The 17982-nt window shown below is 47.4% G+C and carries 17 protein-coding genes and 1 tRNA gene; 13 read left to right on the forward strand and 5 right to left on the reverse strand.

The genetic code is table 11. From position 1 onward, the window contains the following. Positions 1-43: 43 nt before the first annotated feature. On the forward strand, positions 44-1972 hold the full coding sequence (locus FTO70_RS02975) for a sodium:solute symporter (protein WP_255334205.1): 1929 nt from the start codon (positions 44-46) through the stop codon (positions 1970-1972). Between the two features lie 132 nt (positions 1973-2104). Here the strand turns inward: FTO70_RS02975 and FTO70_RS02980 are convergent, their stop codons facing one another. Continuing rightward, positions 2105-2914 (reverse strand): sugar phosphate isomerase/epimerase family protein, encoded by an 810-nt coding sequence (locus FTO70_RS02980; RefSeq protein ID WP_255334206.1) that lies wholly within the window; start codon positions 2912-2914, stop codon positions 2105-2107. Between the two features lie 793 nt (positions 2915-3707). On the opposite strand from FTO70_RS02980, the gene mtrE reads away from it, so the two are divergent. The 9 genes from mtrE (at position 3708) to FTO70_RS03025 (ending at position 10218) form a co-directional block, all read left to right on the forward strand. Further along, positions 3708-4625, forward strand: coding sequence for a tetrahydromethanopterin S-methyltransferase subunit E (gene mtrE, locus FTO70_RS02985; protein ID WP_255334207.1), 918 nt, complete (start codon positions 3708-3710; stop codon positions 4623-4625). Continuing rightward, complete coding sequence (mtrD, locus tag FTO70_RS02990) at positions 4622-5344, forward strand: tetrahydromethanopterin S-methyltransferase subunit D (protein WP_255334208.1); 723 nt, start codon at positions 4622-4624, stop codon at positions 5342-5344. The genes mtrE and mtrD overlap by 4 nt, the downstream gene beginning before the upstream one ends. Before the next feature lies 1 nt (position 5345). Continuing rightward, the gene (gene mtrC / locus FTO70_RS02995; protein WP_255334209.1) at positions 5346-6158 is read left to right on the forward strand and encodes a tetrahydromethanopterin S-methyltransferase subunit MtrC; all 813 of its coding nucleotides are present in this window, start codon (positions 5346-5348) and stop codon (positions 6156-6158) included. Beyond that, positions 6155-6481: a tetrahydromethanopterin S-methyltransferase subunit B gene (locus tag FTO70_RS03000; protein WP_255334210.1), complete on the forward strand. Its 327-nt coding sequence runs from the start codon at positions 6155-6157 to the stop codon at positions 6479-6481. Before mtrC ends, FTO70_RS03000 begins: the two co-directional genes overlap by 4 nt. A gap of 1 nt (position 6482) precedes the next feature. Beyond that, a complete protein-coding gene (gene mtrA, locus FTO70_RS03005) occupies positions 6483-7205 on the forward strand; it encodes a tetrahydromethanopterin S-methyltransferase subunit A (protein ID WP_255334211.1) in 723 nt (240 codons plus the stop codon). Then, a complete protein-coding gene (locus FTO70_RS03010; RefSeq protein ID WP_255334212.1) occupies positions 7205-7429 on the forward strand; it encodes a tetrahydromethanopterin S-methyltransferase subunit F in 225 nt (74 codons plus the stop codon). The genes mtrA and FTO70_RS03010 overlap by 1 nt, the downstream gene beginning before the upstream one ends. An 18-nt stretch (positions 7430-7447) precedes the next feature. Then, on the forward strand, positions 7448-7666 hold the full coding sequence (mtrG, locus tag FTO70_RS03015) for a tetrahydromethanopterin S-methyltransferase subunit MtrG (RefSeq protein ID WP_255334213.1): 219 nt from the start codon (positions 7448-7450) through the stop codon (positions 7664-7666). Positions 7667-7679: 13 nt separating this feature from the next. Further along, entirely contained in the window at positions 7680-8627 is a 948-nt protein-coding gene (gene mtrH, locus FTO70_RS03020; protein WP_255334214.1) for a tetrahydromethanopterin S-methyltransferase subunit H, read from the forward strand. Positions 8628-9087: 460 nt separating this feature from the next. Then, positions 9088-10218 (forward strand): hypothetical protein, encoded by a 1131-nt coding sequence (locus FTO70_RS03025; RefSeq protein ID WP_255334215.1) that lies wholly within the window; start codon positions 9088-9090, stop codon positions 10216-10218. Between the two features lie 166 nt (positions 10219-10384). Here FTO70_RS03025 and FTO70_RS03030 read toward each other — a convergent pair whose 3' ends face one another. The 4 genes from FTO70_RS03030 to FTO70_RS03045 all read right to left on the reverse strand — a co-directional run bounded on the left by FTO70_RS03030 (position 10385) and on the right by FTO70_RS03045 (position 14286). Further along, positions 10385-11893, reverse strand: coding sequence for an RtcB family protein (locus tag FTO70_RS03030; RefSeq protein WP_304364374.1), 1509 nt, complete (start codon positions 11891-11893; stop codon positions 10385-10387). A 358-nt stretch (positions 11894-12251) separates the two neighbouring features. Then, positions 12252-12692, reverse strand: a complete 441-nt coding sequence (locus FTO70_RS03035) for an archease (protein ID WP_255334216.1) — start codon at positions 12690-12692, stop codon at positions 12252-12254. A 137-nt stretch (positions 12693-12829) separates the two neighbouring features. Continuing rightward, positions 12830-13438 carry a CDP-alcohol phosphatidyltransferase family protein gene (locus tag FTO70_RS03040; protein ID WP_255334217.1) on the reverse strand — a complete coding sequence of 203 codons (609 nt, stop codon included), beginning with the start codon at positions 13436-13438 and terminating at the stop codon, positions 12830-12832. Between the two features lie 293 nt (positions 13439-13731). Then, the gene (locus FTO70_RS03045) at positions 13732-14286 is read right to left on the reverse strand and encodes an aldolase (RefSeq protein ID WP_255334327.1); all 555 of its coding nucleotides are present in this window, start codon (positions 14284-14286) and stop codon (positions 13732-13734) included. A 244-nt stretch (positions 14287-14530) separates the two neighbouring features. On the opposite strand from FTO70_RS03045, the gene FTO70_RS03050 reads away from it, so the two are divergent. The 3 genes from FTO70_RS03050 (at position 14531) to FTO70_RS03060 (ending at position 17867) form a co-directional block, all read left to right on the forward strand. Continuing rightward, positions 14531-14604: transfer RNA gene (locus FTO70_RS03050), tRNA-Thr, on the forward strand. A gap of 45 nt (positions 14605-14649) precedes the next feature. Next, positions 14650-15717, forward strand: a complete 1068-nt coding sequence (locus tag FTO70_RS03055; protein ID WP_255334218.1) for a tyrosine-type recombinase/integrase — start codon at positions 14650-14652, stop codon at positions 15715-15717. Between the two features lie 452 nt (positions 15718-16169). Next, positions 16170-17867 (forward strand): DUF927 domain-containing protein, encoded by a 1698-nt coding sequence (locus FTO70_RS03060; protein ID WP_255334219.1) that lies wholly within the window; start codon positions 16170-16172, stop codon positions 17865-17867. The last annotated feature ends 115 nt before the right edge of the window (positions 17868-17982 follow it).

The following is a 17982-nucleotide window of genomic DNA, read 5'->3' on the forward strand; positions in this document are numbered from 1 at the left end:
CATACAAATATACAAATCATATAATATTTTTGAAGGTGTCCTTATGGATGGTTATAATATTTTCTTGGCACTGCTTGCAGTCTATTTAGCCGGACTTGTAGGCATTGGCTGGTATTTCAATAAAAAACAGAAATCAGTTACCGACTTCTGGCTTGCGGGGCGCAGGATAGGCCCTTCAGCCCTGGGTTTTTCAGCTGCTGCGTCCTGGCTCACAGCCGGTGGAATTCTTGCGGTTATCGGGTTTTACATGCTCCTTGGAATGGGCTCGATATGGGGATTCGTCGCTCCTAATATCCTTGCCCTCCTGATCATTGCGGTGCTTGTGGGAAAAATCAAAAACCTGCCCGCAATTACCCAGCCCGAACTTCTGGAACAGCGCTATGGTAGTGCAGTCAGATGGCCGATTGCCCTGATTATCACTGTCGTAATGATTCTTTTTGCAGTAGCCGACGTAACAGGGCTTTCTCTGGTGCTGCAGGTCTTTTACGGCCTTGACCCTCTGTACGCTGCAGCCATTGTTGCTATTGCGGTCTCCCTGTATGTAACCCTTGGGGGGCTGTCGGCGGTCGTCTGGACAGATGTAATCCAGTTCGCCTTCCTTGCCATCTTCACAGTGGCCATGGCTTTTGCCGCAGTGGGAACGGTAACCAGCGGAGGACTCGACACTCCTGCAATAAGCAGCTCCGAACTTTTCGGAAACGTACCTGACGGCTGGTGGAATCCCCTATCAATCGGTCTTCCCCTTGTTCTGATCTATATCCTGGCCATTATCCCCGGCTGGATCACCGAGCAGGACCCCTGGCAGAAGGTCTGGGCTGCCCGGGACGCAAAATCCGCTCGCCTCGGAATGATCATCGGGTCCCTTATGATAATTGTGGTTTTCGGGGCCTGTGCCGTGATTGCAATAGCCCTCAACTCCATATATCCTGAAATAGCGGCAATGGGCTTCCCTGCAGGAATGGCCCTGGCCGAACCCGCACTCCTGACCTTTGTAAACGAACGTTTCGTCTCCTCCCCCCTGCTCATAGCCCTCAGTGCAATCGGGCTTGCCGCAGCTTCCATGTCCTGTGCGGATACCTTTGCAACCTCCGGAGCTTCCTGTATCTCAAGGGACATTTTCCAGAGGTACATAAAACCCGATGCCACGATGAAAGAGATGCTGGTGGTAAACCGTATCAGTGTGCTCATCATTGTGCTTGCGGCAACAGCAGGCTCATTTGTCATCCCCAATATTATCGATGCCATTCACATTGCAACCTTCATCGCCAGCGCATCCTACTTCTTCCCCCTAATGGGCGGCCTGTACTGGAAACGGGCTACTAAGGAAGGAGCGTTTGCAGGAATGGCAGTGGGATTCGTAGTCCAGGTTGCCCTGGTGGCCCTTGACCTTATAAAGACCCCACCCCTGGCACCCTACTACCTTGAAACCATCCACCCGGTCCTCATGAGCCACGGGGTTATCGTGGGAATGGCCCTGAGTGCAATTGCTTTCTTCGGGGTCTCCCTGATGACAAAACCCTCAAGCAGGATCAACCTTGCACCCTTCTTCGAAGAGGAAGCCGAAGATCTGGCCCGCTACGAAGCCAGGGACATAAATGAAATGGACCCTGCATACAGCTCCTTCCTCAGGAATGTCGATGAGAAGGTTACCGGAGAACGTGCCCACCTCCAGCTTAACCTTCGGGCATCCAGTACCCTTAGCTGGCACGAGCTGGTTGAAAAACTGAAATCCAGCTCTCCTGCCTGGGTCACCCCCACAGGGATGGATTCCGTGTACAGGCTGACCCATGGGGACATGCTAGCCTGCGTCTCGGTCACGCGGGGAAGCGAAGACAAAGACATCTGGCTCAAAGCCGAACCCAGGCTCGAGACCGTGGGCAGGCAGAAAAAAGAACTGTTCACAGCCTATGAAGAGTTAAAGAGCGTACTGGGCCAGAAAGGAGTCTCTCTGGAGTTCCATACTATCGCCTGAAAAAGGAGCCTCCATGGCTCCTTCTATAATTGCTTATTTTTAAAAAAGGAAACTTCCGGACTCAAAAACCATTAAGGTGCGGGTCCGGCATTTCTACAATTTTCCGGATTTCCCCGGAACAGGGGCTTATTCTCAGGGTTTCAGGGCATTTTCCAGGATATTTTTTCCCAGCCGGACGTCTTCTAATGAGAATACTTCCAGATTGTAGACACCCCGGTAGCCGGAAAGCAGTTTAAGCGCTGAGAAGTCCACGCAACCCTTCCCGGGAGCCATGTGCTCGTCCCCGTCATACTTTTCCGTCCACTGCCCGCCGTTGTCGTGCAGATGGAGGTGGACAATGTGTTCACGGATAAGACGCACAAAACGTTTCAGTTTTTCAGGGTCGCCTCCGCAGGTGAGGTTGGCGTGCCCGATGTCAAAAGTAACTTTCAGGTTTCCGGAATTTACGGCTTCAACGGCCCTGCAAAGTTCTTCAGCCTCACAGCAGAGGTTAAGAGGGTCCGTACCTTCTTTATTCTCCAGGCCCAGCATGACCCCATAGTCCTCAGCAGTGCTGGCGAGCAAGCCAAGGTTTTCAACCATTGAAGAAAATGAATTTTCCCGGTCCTGCCCGACCCTTCCGGGATGCATTACGACAACCCTGGCACCTATCCGGTTTGCAAGGGTGATGGACTCTTCCATGAGGGCAAACTCCCTTCTTCCCATCTTTGCGGTGTCCAGCCGGAGGACTGGAGGATATTTCGGGTCCGCTGCAAAATAGGGAGCATGAATTGTACTTTCAAACTCATATACGGAGATTTCATCAAGGATTCTGTCCAGTTTGTCCTTTTCCAGTACCAAACCGTCGTAAACTCCCAGCTTAGGGATATACAGTTCTATTGAATCCACATTCCCCTTCAGTTCTTCAAGGGGACCGGCAAAGGATGAGGCTCCGATAATCACGCACTAAGAAGGGAAAGTAAATATAATAATTCTTTTGCCAGAACAGGAAGAGAATAAATTTTGAAAAATTATCCTTGCGGCATCAGTCGGGATGTAAAAGGCTGGAAAGAAAAATGAGCTCATCAGCCGTGTTCCAGTGAAAAAGTCTGCCTGAATTTCCCTCTCATATAAAATTTCATACCTGCCAACATATTTTTATATAAATAAGTGTTATCGCGTTAACTTTGGAAGATAAATTATAAAGCAGTTAGGGAGAAAATATATAGTTCCGCGGAGAAAATAAGACACCATAAATATAAACATAGTAGTATATTAAAGCGGGTTTTCGCCAAATATATCAACTGTCATAAAATATAAAAAAATATTGAAATTCGTACTATATGATCAGATAAAAATATTAAATATGGAAATAAAATAGCATATGGAACTATAAAAATAAAAAATGGCAGAAAATATTTATAAATTAGTGAAAAAAACTTGGTCAGAAAAGATCGCAATCTTTATATGATATTGAAAAGAGTATAATTTGCTTTTTTATATATATTTAATTTAAGAGAGGATTTCTCTGTTAACCATTCATATAAAAATATATGTATAATATATAATCATATAATAATATTTTAAATGCAACCTTATTTCGAAAGGTTTAAGAATGATCCTCTCTAATCCAAAAATTAACGCTAGTCATCATCATTTTTCTTTGCAATGATATGGCAAATGATTCCAGAAAAATGTACAGCGTATTTTCGAATCCAACTTATTAACATGTTAATAAAATAAAGGAGGAAAATGAATGGAACCACTCATAAGCATGGGAGTTCTGGCCCTTATTGGTGTAGCTGCAACCATTGCAGGTGCCTCAGAAGACCTTGAATCCGATGTAGGGTCCCAGAGTAACCCTAACTCGCAGGTTCAATTAGCTCCCCAAATGATGTTTCCGCACAGAATTTATAACAAAGCTGTTTCTGGTGAACCACCATCAAACGCATTAATGAGTGCGGTTGGTGCAACCGGCGCTGTTGTATTAATGGATGAATTCAGTCTCTCCCCCCTCTTTGCACTGGTATTCGGTGCCCTCATTGCAGCAATGGTCCACGGAACCTTTGCCGTGACTTCTACAATGGGCAGGGCCGCCAGTCAGAGACGTTTTAAGCAGCCGGTATACCTGGACATGATCCGGAGCCACACCCCCGTAATCATGGGATATGCGTTTATAACGACTTTCTGTATCCTGGTAGTGTCGTTCCTCATGGACTCTGTCCTGAGCCACCCCTTCCCCCTGCCCCTGCTGGCCTTTATCTGGGGTATTACGGTAGGTGCAATCGGCTCGTCAACAGGGGACGTCCACTACGGTGCAGAGCGTGAATTCCAGCAGTTCGAATTCGGTTCCGGGTTGAACGCTTCAAACTCAGGAAACATTGTCAGGTTTGCAGAATCCGGGCTCAGGAACGGGTACGACAACTCCTGGTTCTGTGCTAAGTTCGGCGGACCGGTCACAGGGATTGCCTTTGGTATGACTGTTTTCCTGGGCAACTGGATAACAACTGTCTTTGATCCTGCAAGAGGGGTAGCAGAAGGCTGGCTCTCAGTAGTTGCAGGAGTAATTATTGTCCTTATCTTAATTTTCTGGAACAGAAAGATCGAAGTCGCCGCACGCAATGCGTTCGGACCGTACAAGCAAGACAAAACTGAAGAGGAGGCAGCAGCATGATTGACATCATGGCAAACATCGTCTGGATGGCCCTGATTGTGATCGGCGGCGTCCTGATTTCCTGGAGCGTTCACTTCGTGCCTGTGGGCGGTGCGCCTGCAGCTATGGCCCAGGCAACCGGTATCGGAACCGGGACTGTGCAGCTCGCTGCCGGAGCAGGCCTTACCGGGCTTGTAAGTGCCGGGTACGTGATGAATGTGGTGGACAACCTTCCCCTTATCCTGGCCTCTGGTGCAGTGGGTGCAATGATCATGATTGCAGTCACCATGATAGTCGGGACCTGGGTATACGTTTACGGTGTAGGTTGCGTACCTTCTTCCGCAAAGGTTAAGGTCGACCCCCTCACCCACGACCGCCAGGACCTCTACGTGTCCCAGGGTACTGAAGGACACGGGCTTCCGACCGTCTGCTTCGTCAGCGGTGTTATCGGTGGTGCCCTTGGTGGCATCGGTGGAGCCCTCATTTACTACGCTCTCCTGAAAGTAGGTATGGCAGTCACGGAAGTTAATGCAAACCTGGTCGGACTCGTAGGCATTTTCGCTGTCGGGATTTTCTTCGTGAACGCTGTGATTCCTTCCTACAACATTGGAGGTACCATCGAAGGATTCCACGACCCCAAGTGGAAAAAGTGGCCGAAAGCGGTTATTTCTTCCTTTGTCGCAACGATTTTCTGTGCAATTGTGGCAGTAATCGCAATTTCACAAATGGGAGGTCTCTAAAATGTCTGCAGGTGGAGCAGGAGGAGAAGCCAAAGGCGGCTATCCCCCAAACACAATAATAGGCATCGGTGCAGCTGGAGGCCTTTTAGGGATTTACCTTGCTCACTTCCTCTCAGGTATAAACCCGGCTTTTTCCTTCTTAGGAGGCATCGGGGCAATCTGCGCCATAGTATGGGGTGCTGATGCGGTACGCCGTGTGGCAAGCTACGGGCTTGGTACAGGGGTTCCGTCCATCGGTATGATCGCCCTTGGTATGGGTATTGTCGCTGCGCTTTTCGGACTTTCAGTCGGTGGAATCGCAGGCCCGATCGTATCCTTCATTGCAGCAGCAGTTATCGGTGCTATAATCGGGGTACTTGCAAACAAGGTAATCGGCATGGGAATTCCGATCATGGAACGGGCCATGGTGGAAATCGCAGGTGCAGGAACCCTTGCAATCATCGGGCTTAGCACCGTCATTGCAGGTAGCTTCGAATACGGAGCCGTAATCGAGAATGTAGTCTCAACCGGGTTTATCGCAATGATCTTTATCATCGGCGGTATGGGAATCCTTCACCCCTTCAACGCAAACCTCGGGCCTGACGAAAAGCAAGACAGAACCCTGTCAGTAGCTGTTGAAAAGGCATCCCTTGCAATGATCATTTCAGGCATTGCATCCTCAATCAACGAAGGAATGGGAGCAGCCATTGTGACAGTTCTCGTGGGACTCGCCATCTGGTACATGGCCTTCAACAAGTACTACGGATTCGTCAAGAGAGACGCCCACGCGGTGGTTGGAACCGGTCTGCTTCCAAGTGCGGAGGAATTAGAATGAGCATGATTCGCATAGCCCCCGAAGTACACCTGGTCCTTGACCCTGACACTGCCCTTGTGGCAGAGGAGAGGGAAGACTCAATTGCATATTCCATGGAACCGGTCTTTGAGAGGCTGGACAAACTTGAAGGAATTGCAGAAGACCTCGTGAACTCCCTCGCCCCCAGCAAACAGCTGATGAACTCCTGGCCCGGGCGTGAGAACACCTCCTACCTGGCCGGAATATATGGAAACTCCTTCTACGGAGTAGTTGTAGGGCTTGCCTTCAGCGGACTGCTGGCACTGATCATATACATATACAGTCTGATGCGAGGAGTGGTGTAAAATGGTAAATAAGAGAGAGCCAGCACCGGGATGGCCGATCCTGAAAGGTGAATACGAAGTCGGCGATGTCAAGAGCTGTGTTGCAGTAATTACCTGCGCATCACACCTTGCAGGCAAACCGGTTCTCGATGCCGGAGCAGCAATTACCGGGTCCTGCAAGACCGAAAACCTCGGTATTGAAAAGGTCGTTGCCCACGTAATTTCAAACCCTAACATCAGGTACCTGATCGTTACAGGAGCAGAAGTTAAAGGGCACATCACAGGACAGGCAATGCTCAGCCTGCATGCAAACGGTGTGAAAGACAACAGGATCGCAGGAGCAATCGGTGCCATTCCCTATGTTGAAAACCTGAATCCTGAAGCAGTTGCCCGCTTCCAGGCACAGATCCAGACCGTCAACCTCCTTGACACCGAAGACATGGGTGCCATCACCGCCAAGGTGAGGGAACTTGTGTCAAAAGACCCCGGTGCTTTTGACGCCGAACCTCTGATCTTAGAGATCAGTGAAGAAGGCGAGGAAGAAGAAGAGGGCGGTGTTGTCAGGCCGGTTTCCGGAGAAATTGCAGTAATCCGCAGCCGCTTGAAGGGCATTGAAGCCCGGATGCTTGACATAGGAAACCTGAACAAGTTCCACTCGGGGATCCACGCCGGTAAGGTTGAAGGTGCCATGATCGGACTGACTATAACCATATCCCTGCTTGGGTTATTACTGCTTGGGAGGTAATGAATATGGCCGAAGAAGGAAAAGGAGTCCCAATGGTGCTTAACCCCCAGATGGGTGGAATCGACGCTACCGTTGAAAGCATCCGGTACAGAGCACAGCTGATTGCGAGGAACCAGAAACTGGACTCAGGAGTTATGGCTACCGGGTTCGTTGGCTTTGCACTGGGTTTCCTCTTTTCACTGGTGATGGTAATCATAATCCCGTTAATCATCTGGGGTCTCTAAGCTTGAGAGGTGAATATTATGGATGGAAAAGCACCAGCAGCGTTTGTAGATCCAGCTGAATTTAGCGAAGTAGTGAAAAGGCTCGACAAGATCGATGAAAAGGTCGAGTTCGTCAACAGTGAAGTTGCGCAGAGAATCGGAAAAAAGGTCGGGAGAGACATTGGTATCCTTTACGGCGCAGTTTTCGGACTGCTGCTCTTCCTGATCTATGTCTCGGTATCATCAATGTTCTTATAAGTGAGGGATCAAAATGTTCAAGTTTGACAGGAAACAGGAAGTTTATGAAGTAGGTGGAGTTAAGTTCGGCGGTCAGCCGGGTGAATACCCAACCGTGTTAGTTAGTACCATGTTCTACGCCAGGCACAAAATCGTGACTGATGAGGACAAGGGTCTCTTCGACAGAGCTGCAGCAGAAACACTCTGGAACACCCAGGTAGAACTGAGCGATGCCACAGGAAACCCCTACGTAAACCAGATTGTAGGAGAAACCCCTGAAGCTATCAAGAGATACATCGACTGGTTCGTGGAAATCGACAACAAGACCCCCTTCCTGATTGACTCCTCCGCCGGAGAAGTGCGTGCAGCCGCTGCCCAGTACTGTACCGAAATCGGAGTTGCAAAGAGGGCAATCCACAACTCAATCAACGCAAGTATCGAACAGAGTGAAATCGACATCCTCACGGAGAGCGATGTGGAAGCTGCAATCGTTCTTGCCTTCAACGCAACCGACCCAACCGTCAAAGGAAAGCTCGATATCCTTGAAGTCGGTGGTTCCGGGCAGACCAAGGGTATGCTCCAGGTCGCCAAGGAATGTGGAATCAAGATCCCCCTGATCGACGTTGCCGCAATGCCTCTCGGTGCAGGCTCCGGTGCAACAATCCGCTCAGTCCCCACTATTAAGGGCAAACTCGGCCTGCCTGTAGGCGGTGGATACCACAACATGGCATCTGCATGGGACTGGCTCCGGAAGTTCAAGAAGACCCAGCCTGACCCGAAGTCTATCTACATGCCGGCAGACATCGGAACCAACCTGGTAGCCCAGATCGCAGGTTCTGACTTCCTGCTCTACGGCCCGATCGAAAACGTCGAGAAGGTATTCCCGGCTGTCGCAATGGTCGACATCATGCTCGGGGAAACCGCAAAGGAACTCGGCATCGAGATCGCCGTTGAGAACCACCCGGTCAACCAGCTGACATAAGTTTAAAAGAAAAAGTATCGTACCGGATTTTAAGATCCGGAAAGCAAAGTGGAAATCTTCCCTTTGCTTTTTTTCTGTTTTTGCTTTTTTGTACGTTCTCTTTTCCTAGAGGATTTCATTATTCAGCCTTTCCTCTGCCTGACGATGCCTCAGACCTGAAGTACATAACTTCGGCCTGAATCCCGGAAGAATCGGTAAATTTATTGACTAATTGAACTGATAGTACTTACCAGAAAAAGTTCTCAAAAAATAATACGAAATAGAAAGATTTAATATTCCGTGGCACTTTAACAATATTATATAGATATAAATAAAAAATTTTAGAGCATGGAAAATATATTTTTATTTACCCTGAACCTCTGAAGTTTCGACATTAATTGAAAAATAGTCCCGACATTATACGGACTGATCATTAGACTGCAGCGAAAAGTCAAAACACTTCATTTTGCTGGGTGGTAATATGCTGATTCGGAAAAATATATCCCTGGATGATAAGTACCTTAAAAAGTTACAGCCCCTTCTGGACGCAAATGACGGGAATCTGAGTGCAGCAATCAGGGATACTATTGCGATCGCAGATGCCGCACTTACATATCATAATAGCATTGATGAAGCAGTTAAATTTTTAAAAGAATCATCTTCAAGGGAAGAAATAAGTAACACAATCAAGACCGGAGAAAGTATCGTTATAAATAAAACCATGCTTGAATGGCTTTTCAGGTACACAAAAGGCAGGCTTACGGATGAGGAGCTTGTTAATGAGCTCATCAACCCGTTCGAAGTTCACGATATGAAGGAACTGGAAGAATACCTGAATAAAGTTGCCAGAAGTTACCAGTGGACCATCCGTACTTCAATAAAATGTGAAGAGATCCACAACCCGGAATCAGCCCTCGTCATTTTTTCCAACGCCACCATAAACAGCAGGGAATTCTTTGCCCAGCTTGTAGCACATTTCCTGGCAAAATGGAAGCATCTTGATGTCGAACATATCTTCAGAAGAGCAAATTCAACCCAGATCTCATTCAAAAGGAACCTCTCAGTTTCCCCTAGCGAGACCATGCCCGGCATCCGGAAACATTTCGGGTACCTTGATATCGTTTGCCGGGAACTTGATGACAACACCGAATTCTGGACCCAGCTCATGTATACCTATAATGTTGAAAGGTATAACCTGGTGACCCTCCACAGGAGCCAGTTCGAGACATTTGCTACCGGAGATGCCCCGAACCCGACAAAGATCCTGGAGCGCCTGTGCAAGCAGTCCGTAAGCGAGATGTCGCTCCCGGATTTGCTGGTCGCCTTCAGGAGAATGTATCTGGCAACCCAGCTCGTCAAGAACATCGAAATCTGCCTTGAACCCGGGAAAGAATCAGTGACCATTTTCCATGACTTTAAGAATGACAGGGTCGTTTCCAACCTGGTGGAGTACTTTTCAAACATATTCAGGGAAAAAGGCATCCCATTCACGACCTCCTCCTACTCCAGCATGATCATATTCAGGTTTTATGAAGGCCCCGAACCCACCGGAAGTTCAGGCTTTTATGAAATAGCAGAACCCAACGGATCAGGATTCCTGGAGAAAGACTGAACCGGGAAGAGGAAACTGAAAGAGGGTACTGGAAAGATTAAAAAAGGAAAAGGAAAAACCCACTGAAAAGCAGGAAGTTTTTCTTAAACTTTTAACAGCCCTCTTTCTGGAAACTATTTTACGAAACTACTTTACGAAACTACTTTACGAAACTGTTTCACGGGGTTTAACCTTTTGCAACCCCAAGGGGAATAACCCTTGCAACCTTACGGGCAATTCCAAGCTCATGCACAACGTTTACCACTTCACTGCTGGGCTTGTACACATCCGGAGCTTCTTCTGCAATAACGGAGGGGTGCGTTGCCCTGACCGTAATTCCGCGCGCTTCAAGACTTTCTTTTATGCCTTCTCCGTGGAACTCCTTCTTGGCATGGGCGCGGCTCATAACCCTGCCTGCCCCGTGACATGCGCTTCCGAAAGAGATGTCCATGGCTTCTTTTGTGCCGCACAGGATAAAGGAAGGGGTCCCCATGCTGCCCGGGATCAAAACCGGCTGACCGACGTCCCTGTAAGCGGCCGGGACTTCGGAGTGCCCAGGGGGAAACGCTCTTGTAGCTCCTTTCCTGTGCACATAGACCTCCTTTTTCTTGCCTTCAATCATGTGTTCCTCGAGCTTTGCAACGTTATGGGCAACGTCATAGAGGAGGTCCATCCCCATATCATCGGCATCCATGCCAAAGACATTTTCAAAGGTCTCTCTAGTCCAGTGGGTGATCACCTGCCGGTTAGCCCAGGCGTAGTTTGCAGCACAGAGCATTGCCTTGAAATATTCCTGGGCTTCCTTTGACTGCGCGGGGGCACAGGCAAGCTGCTTATCCGGGATCTGGATCCCATATTTCTTTACGGCCTGGGAAAGTTCCCGAAGGTGGTCCGTACAGATCTGGTGCCCTGCGCCCCTTGAACCGCAGTGGACCATAACCGTAACCTGCCCTTCTTCAAGCCCGAAAGCCGAAGCCACTTCCCTGTCGTAGATCTCATCAACATACTGGACCTCCAGGAAATGGTTCCCGCTTCCCAGGGTCCCAAACTGGGGCTTGCCCCGTTTCCTTGCCTTTGTGCTCACATAAGAAGTGTCAGCCCCGTCCACGTACCCGTTTGCCTCGCAGTGCTCAGTGTCTCCCTCAACGCCATACCCTGCTTCTACGGCCCATTGTGCCCCGTGCAGGAAGGCATCATCCAGTTCCCTGTCAGAAGCCCGGATGCGGCTTTTAGAGCCAACTCCTGAGGGCACGTTATTGAAGAGCTCTTCGGTAAGCTCCTTTATGCGTGGGACCACATCCTCCTTCTGAAGGTTCGTACGGATAAGCCTGACACCACAGTTGATATCAAAACCCACCCCTCCGGGGCTTATAATCCCTTCTTCCCGGTCAAAAGCCGCAACCCCCCCGATAGCAAAACCATAGCCCAGGTGGGCATCCGGCATTGCCATTGAATACTTCTGGATACCCGGAAGAGTTGCCACATTTGCAATCTGGTCAATGGTTTCGGGCTCGATTCCGCCCAGTAACGATTCAGAAACAAAAAGGCGTCCAGGAACCCTCATTCCCGGGGTGTGTCCGATAGGGATTTCCCAGCTGTTGTCGGAAAGCTTCCGGACAGCGACGCGAGCGCTCGTAAGCGTACTTTTCGCACCAGTCCCCTCACTTTCTGTCACATTCTCCTCACTATCTGTCATGATGATGCTCCACTGCTCCTCTATTTATTATCGTTTATCATGCTGTACTTCTGGAATTCCCCACTTTCCGGAACTCCCTTTTTGTCCTTATTTCCCGCAGGATCCAAAACTCTGACCCATAAATATGATTTGAGATATAATGATATTTGGAATACAATTAAAGATATAATTTGAGATTGGATAATATTAAGGAAGATATTAAAGAATCTGTGCAGCTTGAAAGAAAAGTTAACATTCCACACTTAACACGCCACACTTAACAGACTTCACTTAACACATTTCACCTAACAGACCTCAATTAACAGACCTCATCTGACAGGCTGCAAACCGGATTAGGACTTTTCCAGTCCGCCGGGCCTTAAATATCCACAACGACCTGGGCAGCCCAGCCTTCCGGCGTCTCCTCAAGTTCGAGCTGGTTGTAGGTTACCGCCTTGATATCGGTTTCAAAAGGATGAGTCCCATATTCGAATTTCTCTCCAAAAGCCCGGGCTTTCAGGAAGTACTCTCCGTCTTTTTCCAGGATTTCCTCGACCCGGAATTCCCTGAAGACAATTTCATCCACTTCAAAGAGGTACAGCAGTTCGGAAAGCCAGTCCACGAGAAGGTCTTCAAGGTCCGGGGACTCAAGGGAAACCTCCCTTTCTGTGTTGCCCGAAACCTTTCCGGTGTCAATCATCACGTTGAACATGGCAAGAGCAGCATTTTCAAAAGCTTCCTCCACGGTTTTCCCGTAGGCCCGGAACTTTGCATCCGCGGTGTGCTCAAGGTACTCGTACTGTTTCTGTTGAGGCGGCATAGTCCAGTAATAGGTCTGGTGTTACATTAATTTATCCGGGACAGGAGCCGTTTTAATCTCTTCCGGAAAAAAACAATAACATGCAGAGGCCCCAAAAAACATGAGGAAGAGACCTCGGCTTATTGCCATTCTGGATTTTACAGCCTGTTCCAGATATAGAAGATGCGCTGGAGTGCCGTGATGTGGCTGGTCACCGCAATCAGGACCACAGCCCAGCCGAGAATGGAAAAGCCTGCAATTGAAGAGGAATAGGCAAAGTTTGCAAAGGCTGCAAGGATGATGACCACCAGGCGGTCAGCCCTGCCCATGATCCCTCCGTAGTACCTGCCGAGGTTAAGGGCCTGAGCCTGGGTCCCGAGGTAGCTTGTCAGCAGCACACCTACAATTGCCGCAACCCCGATCTGCCAGGGTACGTAGCCTGCAAAAAAGATACTGCAGATGATGAAAACGTCCGAGTAGCGGTCGATCACGTGGTCCAGGAAATCTCCCCTGGGGCTTGCTTTGTTGGACTTCCGCGCAACCACGCCGTCGAGAGCGTCAAGAAGAGAATTCAGCACCACAAAGACACCTGCCAGCAGGGTGAATTCCTGAACTGCAGAAGAATAATAAAAACTGAGTCCCGCAAGAAATGCACAGACGAGGGAAGCTATGGAAACCGCATCAGGAGAAACAGAGTTTCGGATAAGAAAGTCTGCCAGCGGTTCAATAACTTTTGAGGCGAGGGGTCTCAGGGCATCAAACGTCATGTTACTCGAAAATCTATTTTATCGTTTATATTCGTAATGGAAAGCTGCTACGAAAAATAAGCATCCGTTCCCATTTTCCATGCAGAAAGTGGTCTGTACCTGGATCTGTTTTTTTCCAGTTCTTCTATAGCTCTTCTATCTTTCTATAACTCTTCGGTGTTACTTACAGGCCATTCCGCTTTATTTACAGCCTTTGTGTTTACCTGTCTTTTTATATTTATACTTAAGGCTGTACGAAGCTAGATCTCCAGTTATCAAAAACTTTCCGAATTTAGCTCACTTTTTGGCCCAATTCATTTTTTTGCAAGCTCGTAGAGATATTTTACCTTACATGAATGTTCAAGCTGCGTGGTTACAACATAAGCTTCACCAAGGACCCTTCCGACAGCAAAGGTCCCGTGCCCGTGGACCACAAGCCCCCTGTGCCCGGAAAGGCCCTCAGCCGTATTTGCCGCAAGCTCCTTGCTCCCGATTCCTCCTTTGACCACCGGGATCTCGCCCAGGAAATACTGCCCCTCACTATCCACAGGCCCGATAACCCCGCCGGCCCCTGCCAGCAGGGACTCGACCACAGCATACGGGCAGTGGGCATGGATTATGGCAAGGGCAGGGGTCCGCCTGTAAATTTCACGGTGCACCACAGTTTCCGAAGAAGCGATCAGGTCCAGAGAAGAAGTCTCTTCTACCCCCACCTCAACCACACTGTCTTCCGTTATCTCGTCAAGGGCAGCCCCGCTCCTGGTAATGACCATCCGGTCTCCCGCCCGGACGCTGATATTCCCGAAATGAGACTCCACAAGCCCGTGTTCCACAAGCTTGCGCCCGTATTTTGCAATTTCCTGCCACATCTTGACCAAGATATAGAGGAAGAGTGCCATAAGGTTTATGCGCCGCAACCTTAAGAGGAGCGGAAACAGGAAGAAAAGAAGATAGAAAAAGAGGAGAGGCGGCAAAAACAGGACATACGGACCGAAAATGAAAACAACCCGGCTGACAGCCGGGCAGGAAATCTGCCATAAAGTTTATCTGTGAGTATTGTATTTAGATAAGTCTGCAATCGTATTTAGATACGTCTGCAATCAACCCCTTCACGCCTCGTTGGCTCAGCCCGGTAGAGCGAGTGACTTGTAATCACTAGGTCGCGTGTTCAAATCACGCACGGGGCTTCGTACTAAAAAGTGTTCAGAGCCTATTTCCATGGAGAGCGTTTGATGGGAATAGGCATATATAATATAAGTGTTCGGAAACGGCTGGAGTCACTAAACGATTCCGAAGTTTCTGATATAAACAAGAAGTTTATTTTTGATTTTGTTGATTACTGTTTTTCCGAAGGATTGAGCAAACATCGAGTTCTGAAGTACATTTCGATCCTGAAGAGTATTGCCATACAAATACAGCTTGATTTTGACAAGGTTGAAAAGAAAGATCTCTACGTTTTTATTTCAGACCTTGAAAAATCCGATAAAAGCGAATGGGTTAAACACGACTATAAAATATCCCTGAAAAAATTCTACAGATGGCAACGTCAAGAAGAAAGTCCCGAGCTTACGAAATGGATAAAAACGACCCTGAAAAAAAAGGATCAGAAATTGCCAGAAGAGATGCTTACAGAGTCAGAAGTCCTGAAACTAATCGAGAACGCTGAGAGTGCAAGGGACAGGGCCATTGTCGCCCTTCTGTGGGACATAGGAGCTCGAATTGGTGAAATAGGCACCCTAACTATCAGACATCTTTCATTCGACCAATACGGGGCAATTGTGAACGTCAAGGGAAAGACGGGGTATAGGCGAGTCAGGGCAGTATGGAGTGTAGAGTATTTGAAAGCCTGGCTGGAAGTACATCCTGAGAAATATAACCTGGAAGCGCCTTTGTGGGTAACCCTTGACAGTGAGGAAGGTTCATTAAGGTCTTTGAGATACGATGCCATCAGAATGAAATTAAAGCGTCTAGCCAAGAAATCAGGGATTAACAAAAAGATACACCCTCATCTTTTCCGTCATTCCCGATGTACCTATATGGCCAACTACCTGACAGAGGCCCAGATGAACGCATACTTCGGATGGATACAAGGTTCAAATATGCCCAGCGTGTACGTCCATCTGTCGGGACGGGATGTTGATGACGCGATTCTGAAGGCTAATGGGATTATTGGGAAAGGTCCTCAGGTTGATGAAATCCAGAAGAGAGCTGAAAGCCCAAAGCTTGATCTGTCTTCAATAATCGAATCAAAGGTCAGTAAACTAGTTGAAGCAAAAATTGCTGAACTTCTTGGAAGCTGATTGAAAACCATCCGCAAACGGTGTCTCAATATTATTACGCTTGGCTGAGATACAAGGACGTGCTCCTGCTACGGTTGGAAGCGCACATTATCTTAACAAAGTAAATCATGTGAAAGATCAATACCAACAGGTTGTAGGGAAGTTCCTGATATAATTCAAGCTTTATTTTTATAAAAATTTCAAAAATAATCGTGTTAATAGTGTCAACTATCTTTTTTTCAAAGATGGACGATGCAGGGCAGTACAACTATTCTACGCCCTTTTCAAAACGTTATCTCAACTATTCAATTTTGAAATTATAGGCTAGCAGCCAGTGTGGCAAAACTTTATAATGTTTGAAGTCCTGAATTATATTTAGCAAGTAATTGTAATGGAAGTTAATTGAAATTTGTGAAAAATGCCGCACGAAAATGTACGGTGAATTAACTTCTAATTAAAAAACGGTGTTCGTAATGCAACTAAAAAACGAATCTGAATCATTTGCAAGCAGTACCGATCTTGAAACCAGATGGGAAGAGCTCTTTGTTCCTGAAGGTTATTCCCTCAGCGAGGGGGGAGTATTCAAAGATAAGTATTCACCAGCTGGAAAAGTAGGTCAAGAGGTTATCTGTTACACGCCAGTAATAGTTTCAGGCATAGGGAAGGATATTGATAATGGTGAAATCTGGTACGAAATCACCTTTAGAGACGCATTTGGGGATGTGAGGACAGAAAAAGCGCAAATGGAAGATCTCATAAAGAGATCGAAAGTTTGCAAGTTCGCAAATAAAGGACTTAATCTGGTAGATCGAAAGGCAGCGGATATCTGCGAGTATTTTAACAAATTCATTGACGAATCTGCAAAAAAACTCCCACGCAAAATATACGTGCAGACCAATGGGTGGAAAAATGGCAGGGAGAACTTTGTGTTGGGTAACATGTGTTACACAGGATCTGAAATCACGGAAGTCATACAGATCAACCAGGAGGAAACACGGGGGCTGGTTAAAAAAGGTAGTCTTGAGCAATGGGTACGTGGCGTAGAAGATGTTATTTGCGAGCCTATCACACGGTTTAAGTGTTACTGTGCGGTCACATCAGTCCTTCTTAGACCACTCGACGTGCAGTCATTCTTCGTGGACCATACAGGTGAGACAAGCACAGGGAAAACTTTTGGTGTCAGGGTTGCGGTCAGTATGTACGGCGATCCAGATGAGTTAACGCTATCCGCAGACTCCACCAACACGTATATGGAAAATGTTGCAAGCATCTTCACGGATCTTCCCCTATTCGCCGATGAAACAAGCATACAAACTGACGAAAACCTGAAGACTTTGATATATATTATCGCAAACGAAGTTGGAAAAGGTCGTGGGAAAAAGGAAGGTGGAATTCAAAGCCTGAACAGGTGGAAAACGATGGTGTTTACTACCGGAGAAAAGCCCATTGTTGATTATGACGGTTTCGGTGGTCAACAAGTCCGTGTTATCGAAATTCAGAAAGACATGCCATACATGCAAGAACAGATCATGCAAGCTGACGATACAATAAAAGATAACCACGGGCATGTGATGGACCTGTTCATGAAAAAAGTCTTTGAGCATCGAGAAGACCTTCAAGCCAAATTCAGGGAATACAGGGACAAATTCACGAACAGTAATTCGAATACAGCAAACCGTGTGGGAAGTACATTTGCCGCAATCGCTCTTGCAGGGGAACTGCTGGAAGAAGTGCTTGAAGAGATTGGATTAGAAACTCGGGATCATCTGGCATTGACAATGGAATTCTTCAACGAAACCGTGAAGGAAAAGCCTGTCGAACCCCGTGAATTAAAGGCTCTCAGATTTTTAAATGATTGGATAGAAGAAAACAGGAGTAATTTCGTAAGGGATGAGGATACAGGAAGAAGACCATTCAAGATATGCGGGTATCAACAGGAGGGTTGCATCGATATCATACCTGGTGTAGCAAAGGGAGTACTGAAAAATAACAGTTTCGACCAATCTGCAATCCGAAAAAAATGGGTTGAGCAAGGTGTTATGATAACGGATAAAGGTCGTCAAGATTACAACGCTACACATTGCGGTGAAAATGGCGAAACATTCAGAAACAGGTATTGGAGAATACATTTAGCTAAAATGCAGGAAATGCTGGAGAAAGGGACAGAGTAATTTTGTATCATACGTACCAAAATAGATTAATATAAAATTAAAAAAATTATAATTTTTATTTTATGTTATTTTTGTTGGTACAAATGGTACATGTTATGATAATGTTAATGCGCAG

It is taken from the genome of Methanosarcina sp. KYL-1 (assembly GCF_024372725.1).
Taxonomy (GTDB): domain Archaea; phylum Halobacteriota; class Methanosarcinia; order Methanosarcinales; family Methanosarcinaceae; genus Methanosarcina.

What these genes read in the sequence shown, in the direction of transcription:
- mtrA (WP_255334211.1), top strand. Translation starts at nt 6,483, where the DNA reads ATGGTAAATAAGAGAGAGCCAGCACCGGGATGGCCGATCCTGAAAGGT.
- FTO70_RS02975 (WP_255334205.1), top strand. Translation starts at nt 44, where the DNA reads ATGGATGGTTATAATATTTTCTTGGCACTGCTTGCAGTCTATTTAGCC.
- mtrE (WP_255334207.1), top strand. Translation starts at nt 3,708, where the DNA reads ATGGAACCACTCATAAGCATGGGAGTTCTGGCCCTTATTGGTGTAGCT.
- FTO70_RS03025 (WP_255334215.1), top strand. Translation starts at nt 9,088, where the DNA reads ATGCTGATTCGGAAAAATATATCCCTGGATGATAAGTACCTTAAAAAG.
- FTO70_RS03000 (WP_255334210.1), top strand. Translation starts at nt 6,155, where the DNA reads ATGAGCATGATTCGCATAGCCCCCGAAGTACACCTGGTCCTTGACCCT.
- FTO70_RS03035 (WP_255334216.1), bottom strand. Translation starts at nt 12,692, where the DNA reads ATGCCGCCTCAACAGAAACAGTACGAGTACCTTGAGCACACCGCGGAT.
- FTO70_RS03060 (WP_255334219.1), top strand. Translation starts at nt 16,170, where the DNA reads ATGCAACTAAAAAACGAATCTGAATCATTTGCAAGCAGTACCGATCTT.
- FTO70_RS03040 (WP_255334217.1), bottom strand. Translation starts at nt 13,438, where the DNA reads ATGACGTTTGATGCCCTGAGACCCCTCGCCTCAAAAGTTATTGAACCG.
- FTO70_RS03045 (WP_255334327.1), bottom strand. Translation starts at nt 14,286, where the DNA reads ATGTGGCAGGAAATTGCAAAATACGGGCGCAAGCTTGTGGAACACGGG.
- FTO70_RS03010 (WP_255334212.1), top strand. Translation starts at nt 7,205, where the DNA reads ATGAATATGGCCGAAGAAGGAAAAGGAGTCCCAATGGTGCTTAACCCC.
- mtrC (WP_255334209.1), top strand. Translation starts at nt 5,346, where the DNA reads ATGTCTGCAGGTGGAGCAGGAGGAGAAGCCAAAGGCGGCTATCCCCCA.
- mtrH (WP_255334214.1), top strand. Translation starts at nt 7,680, where the DNA reads ATGTTCAAGTTTGACAGGAAACAGGAAGTTTATGAAGTAGGTGGAGTT.
- FTO70_RS03030 (WP_304364374.1), bottom strand. Translation starts at nt 11,893, where the DNA reads ATGACAGATAGTGAGGAGAATGTGACAGAAAGTGAGGGGACTGGTGCG.
- mtrG (WP_255334213.1), top strand. Translation starts at nt 7,448, where the DNA reads ATGGATGGAAAAGCACCAGCAGCGTTTGTAGATCCAGCTGAATTTAGC.
- mtrD (WP_255334208.1), top strand. Translation starts at nt 4,622, where the DNA reads ATGATTGACATCATGGCAAACATCGTCTGGATGGCCCTGATTGTGATC.
- FTO70_RS03055 (WP_255334218.1), top strand. Translation starts at nt 14,650, where the DNA reads ATGGGAATAGGCATATATAATATAAGTGTTCGGAAACGGCTGGAGTCA.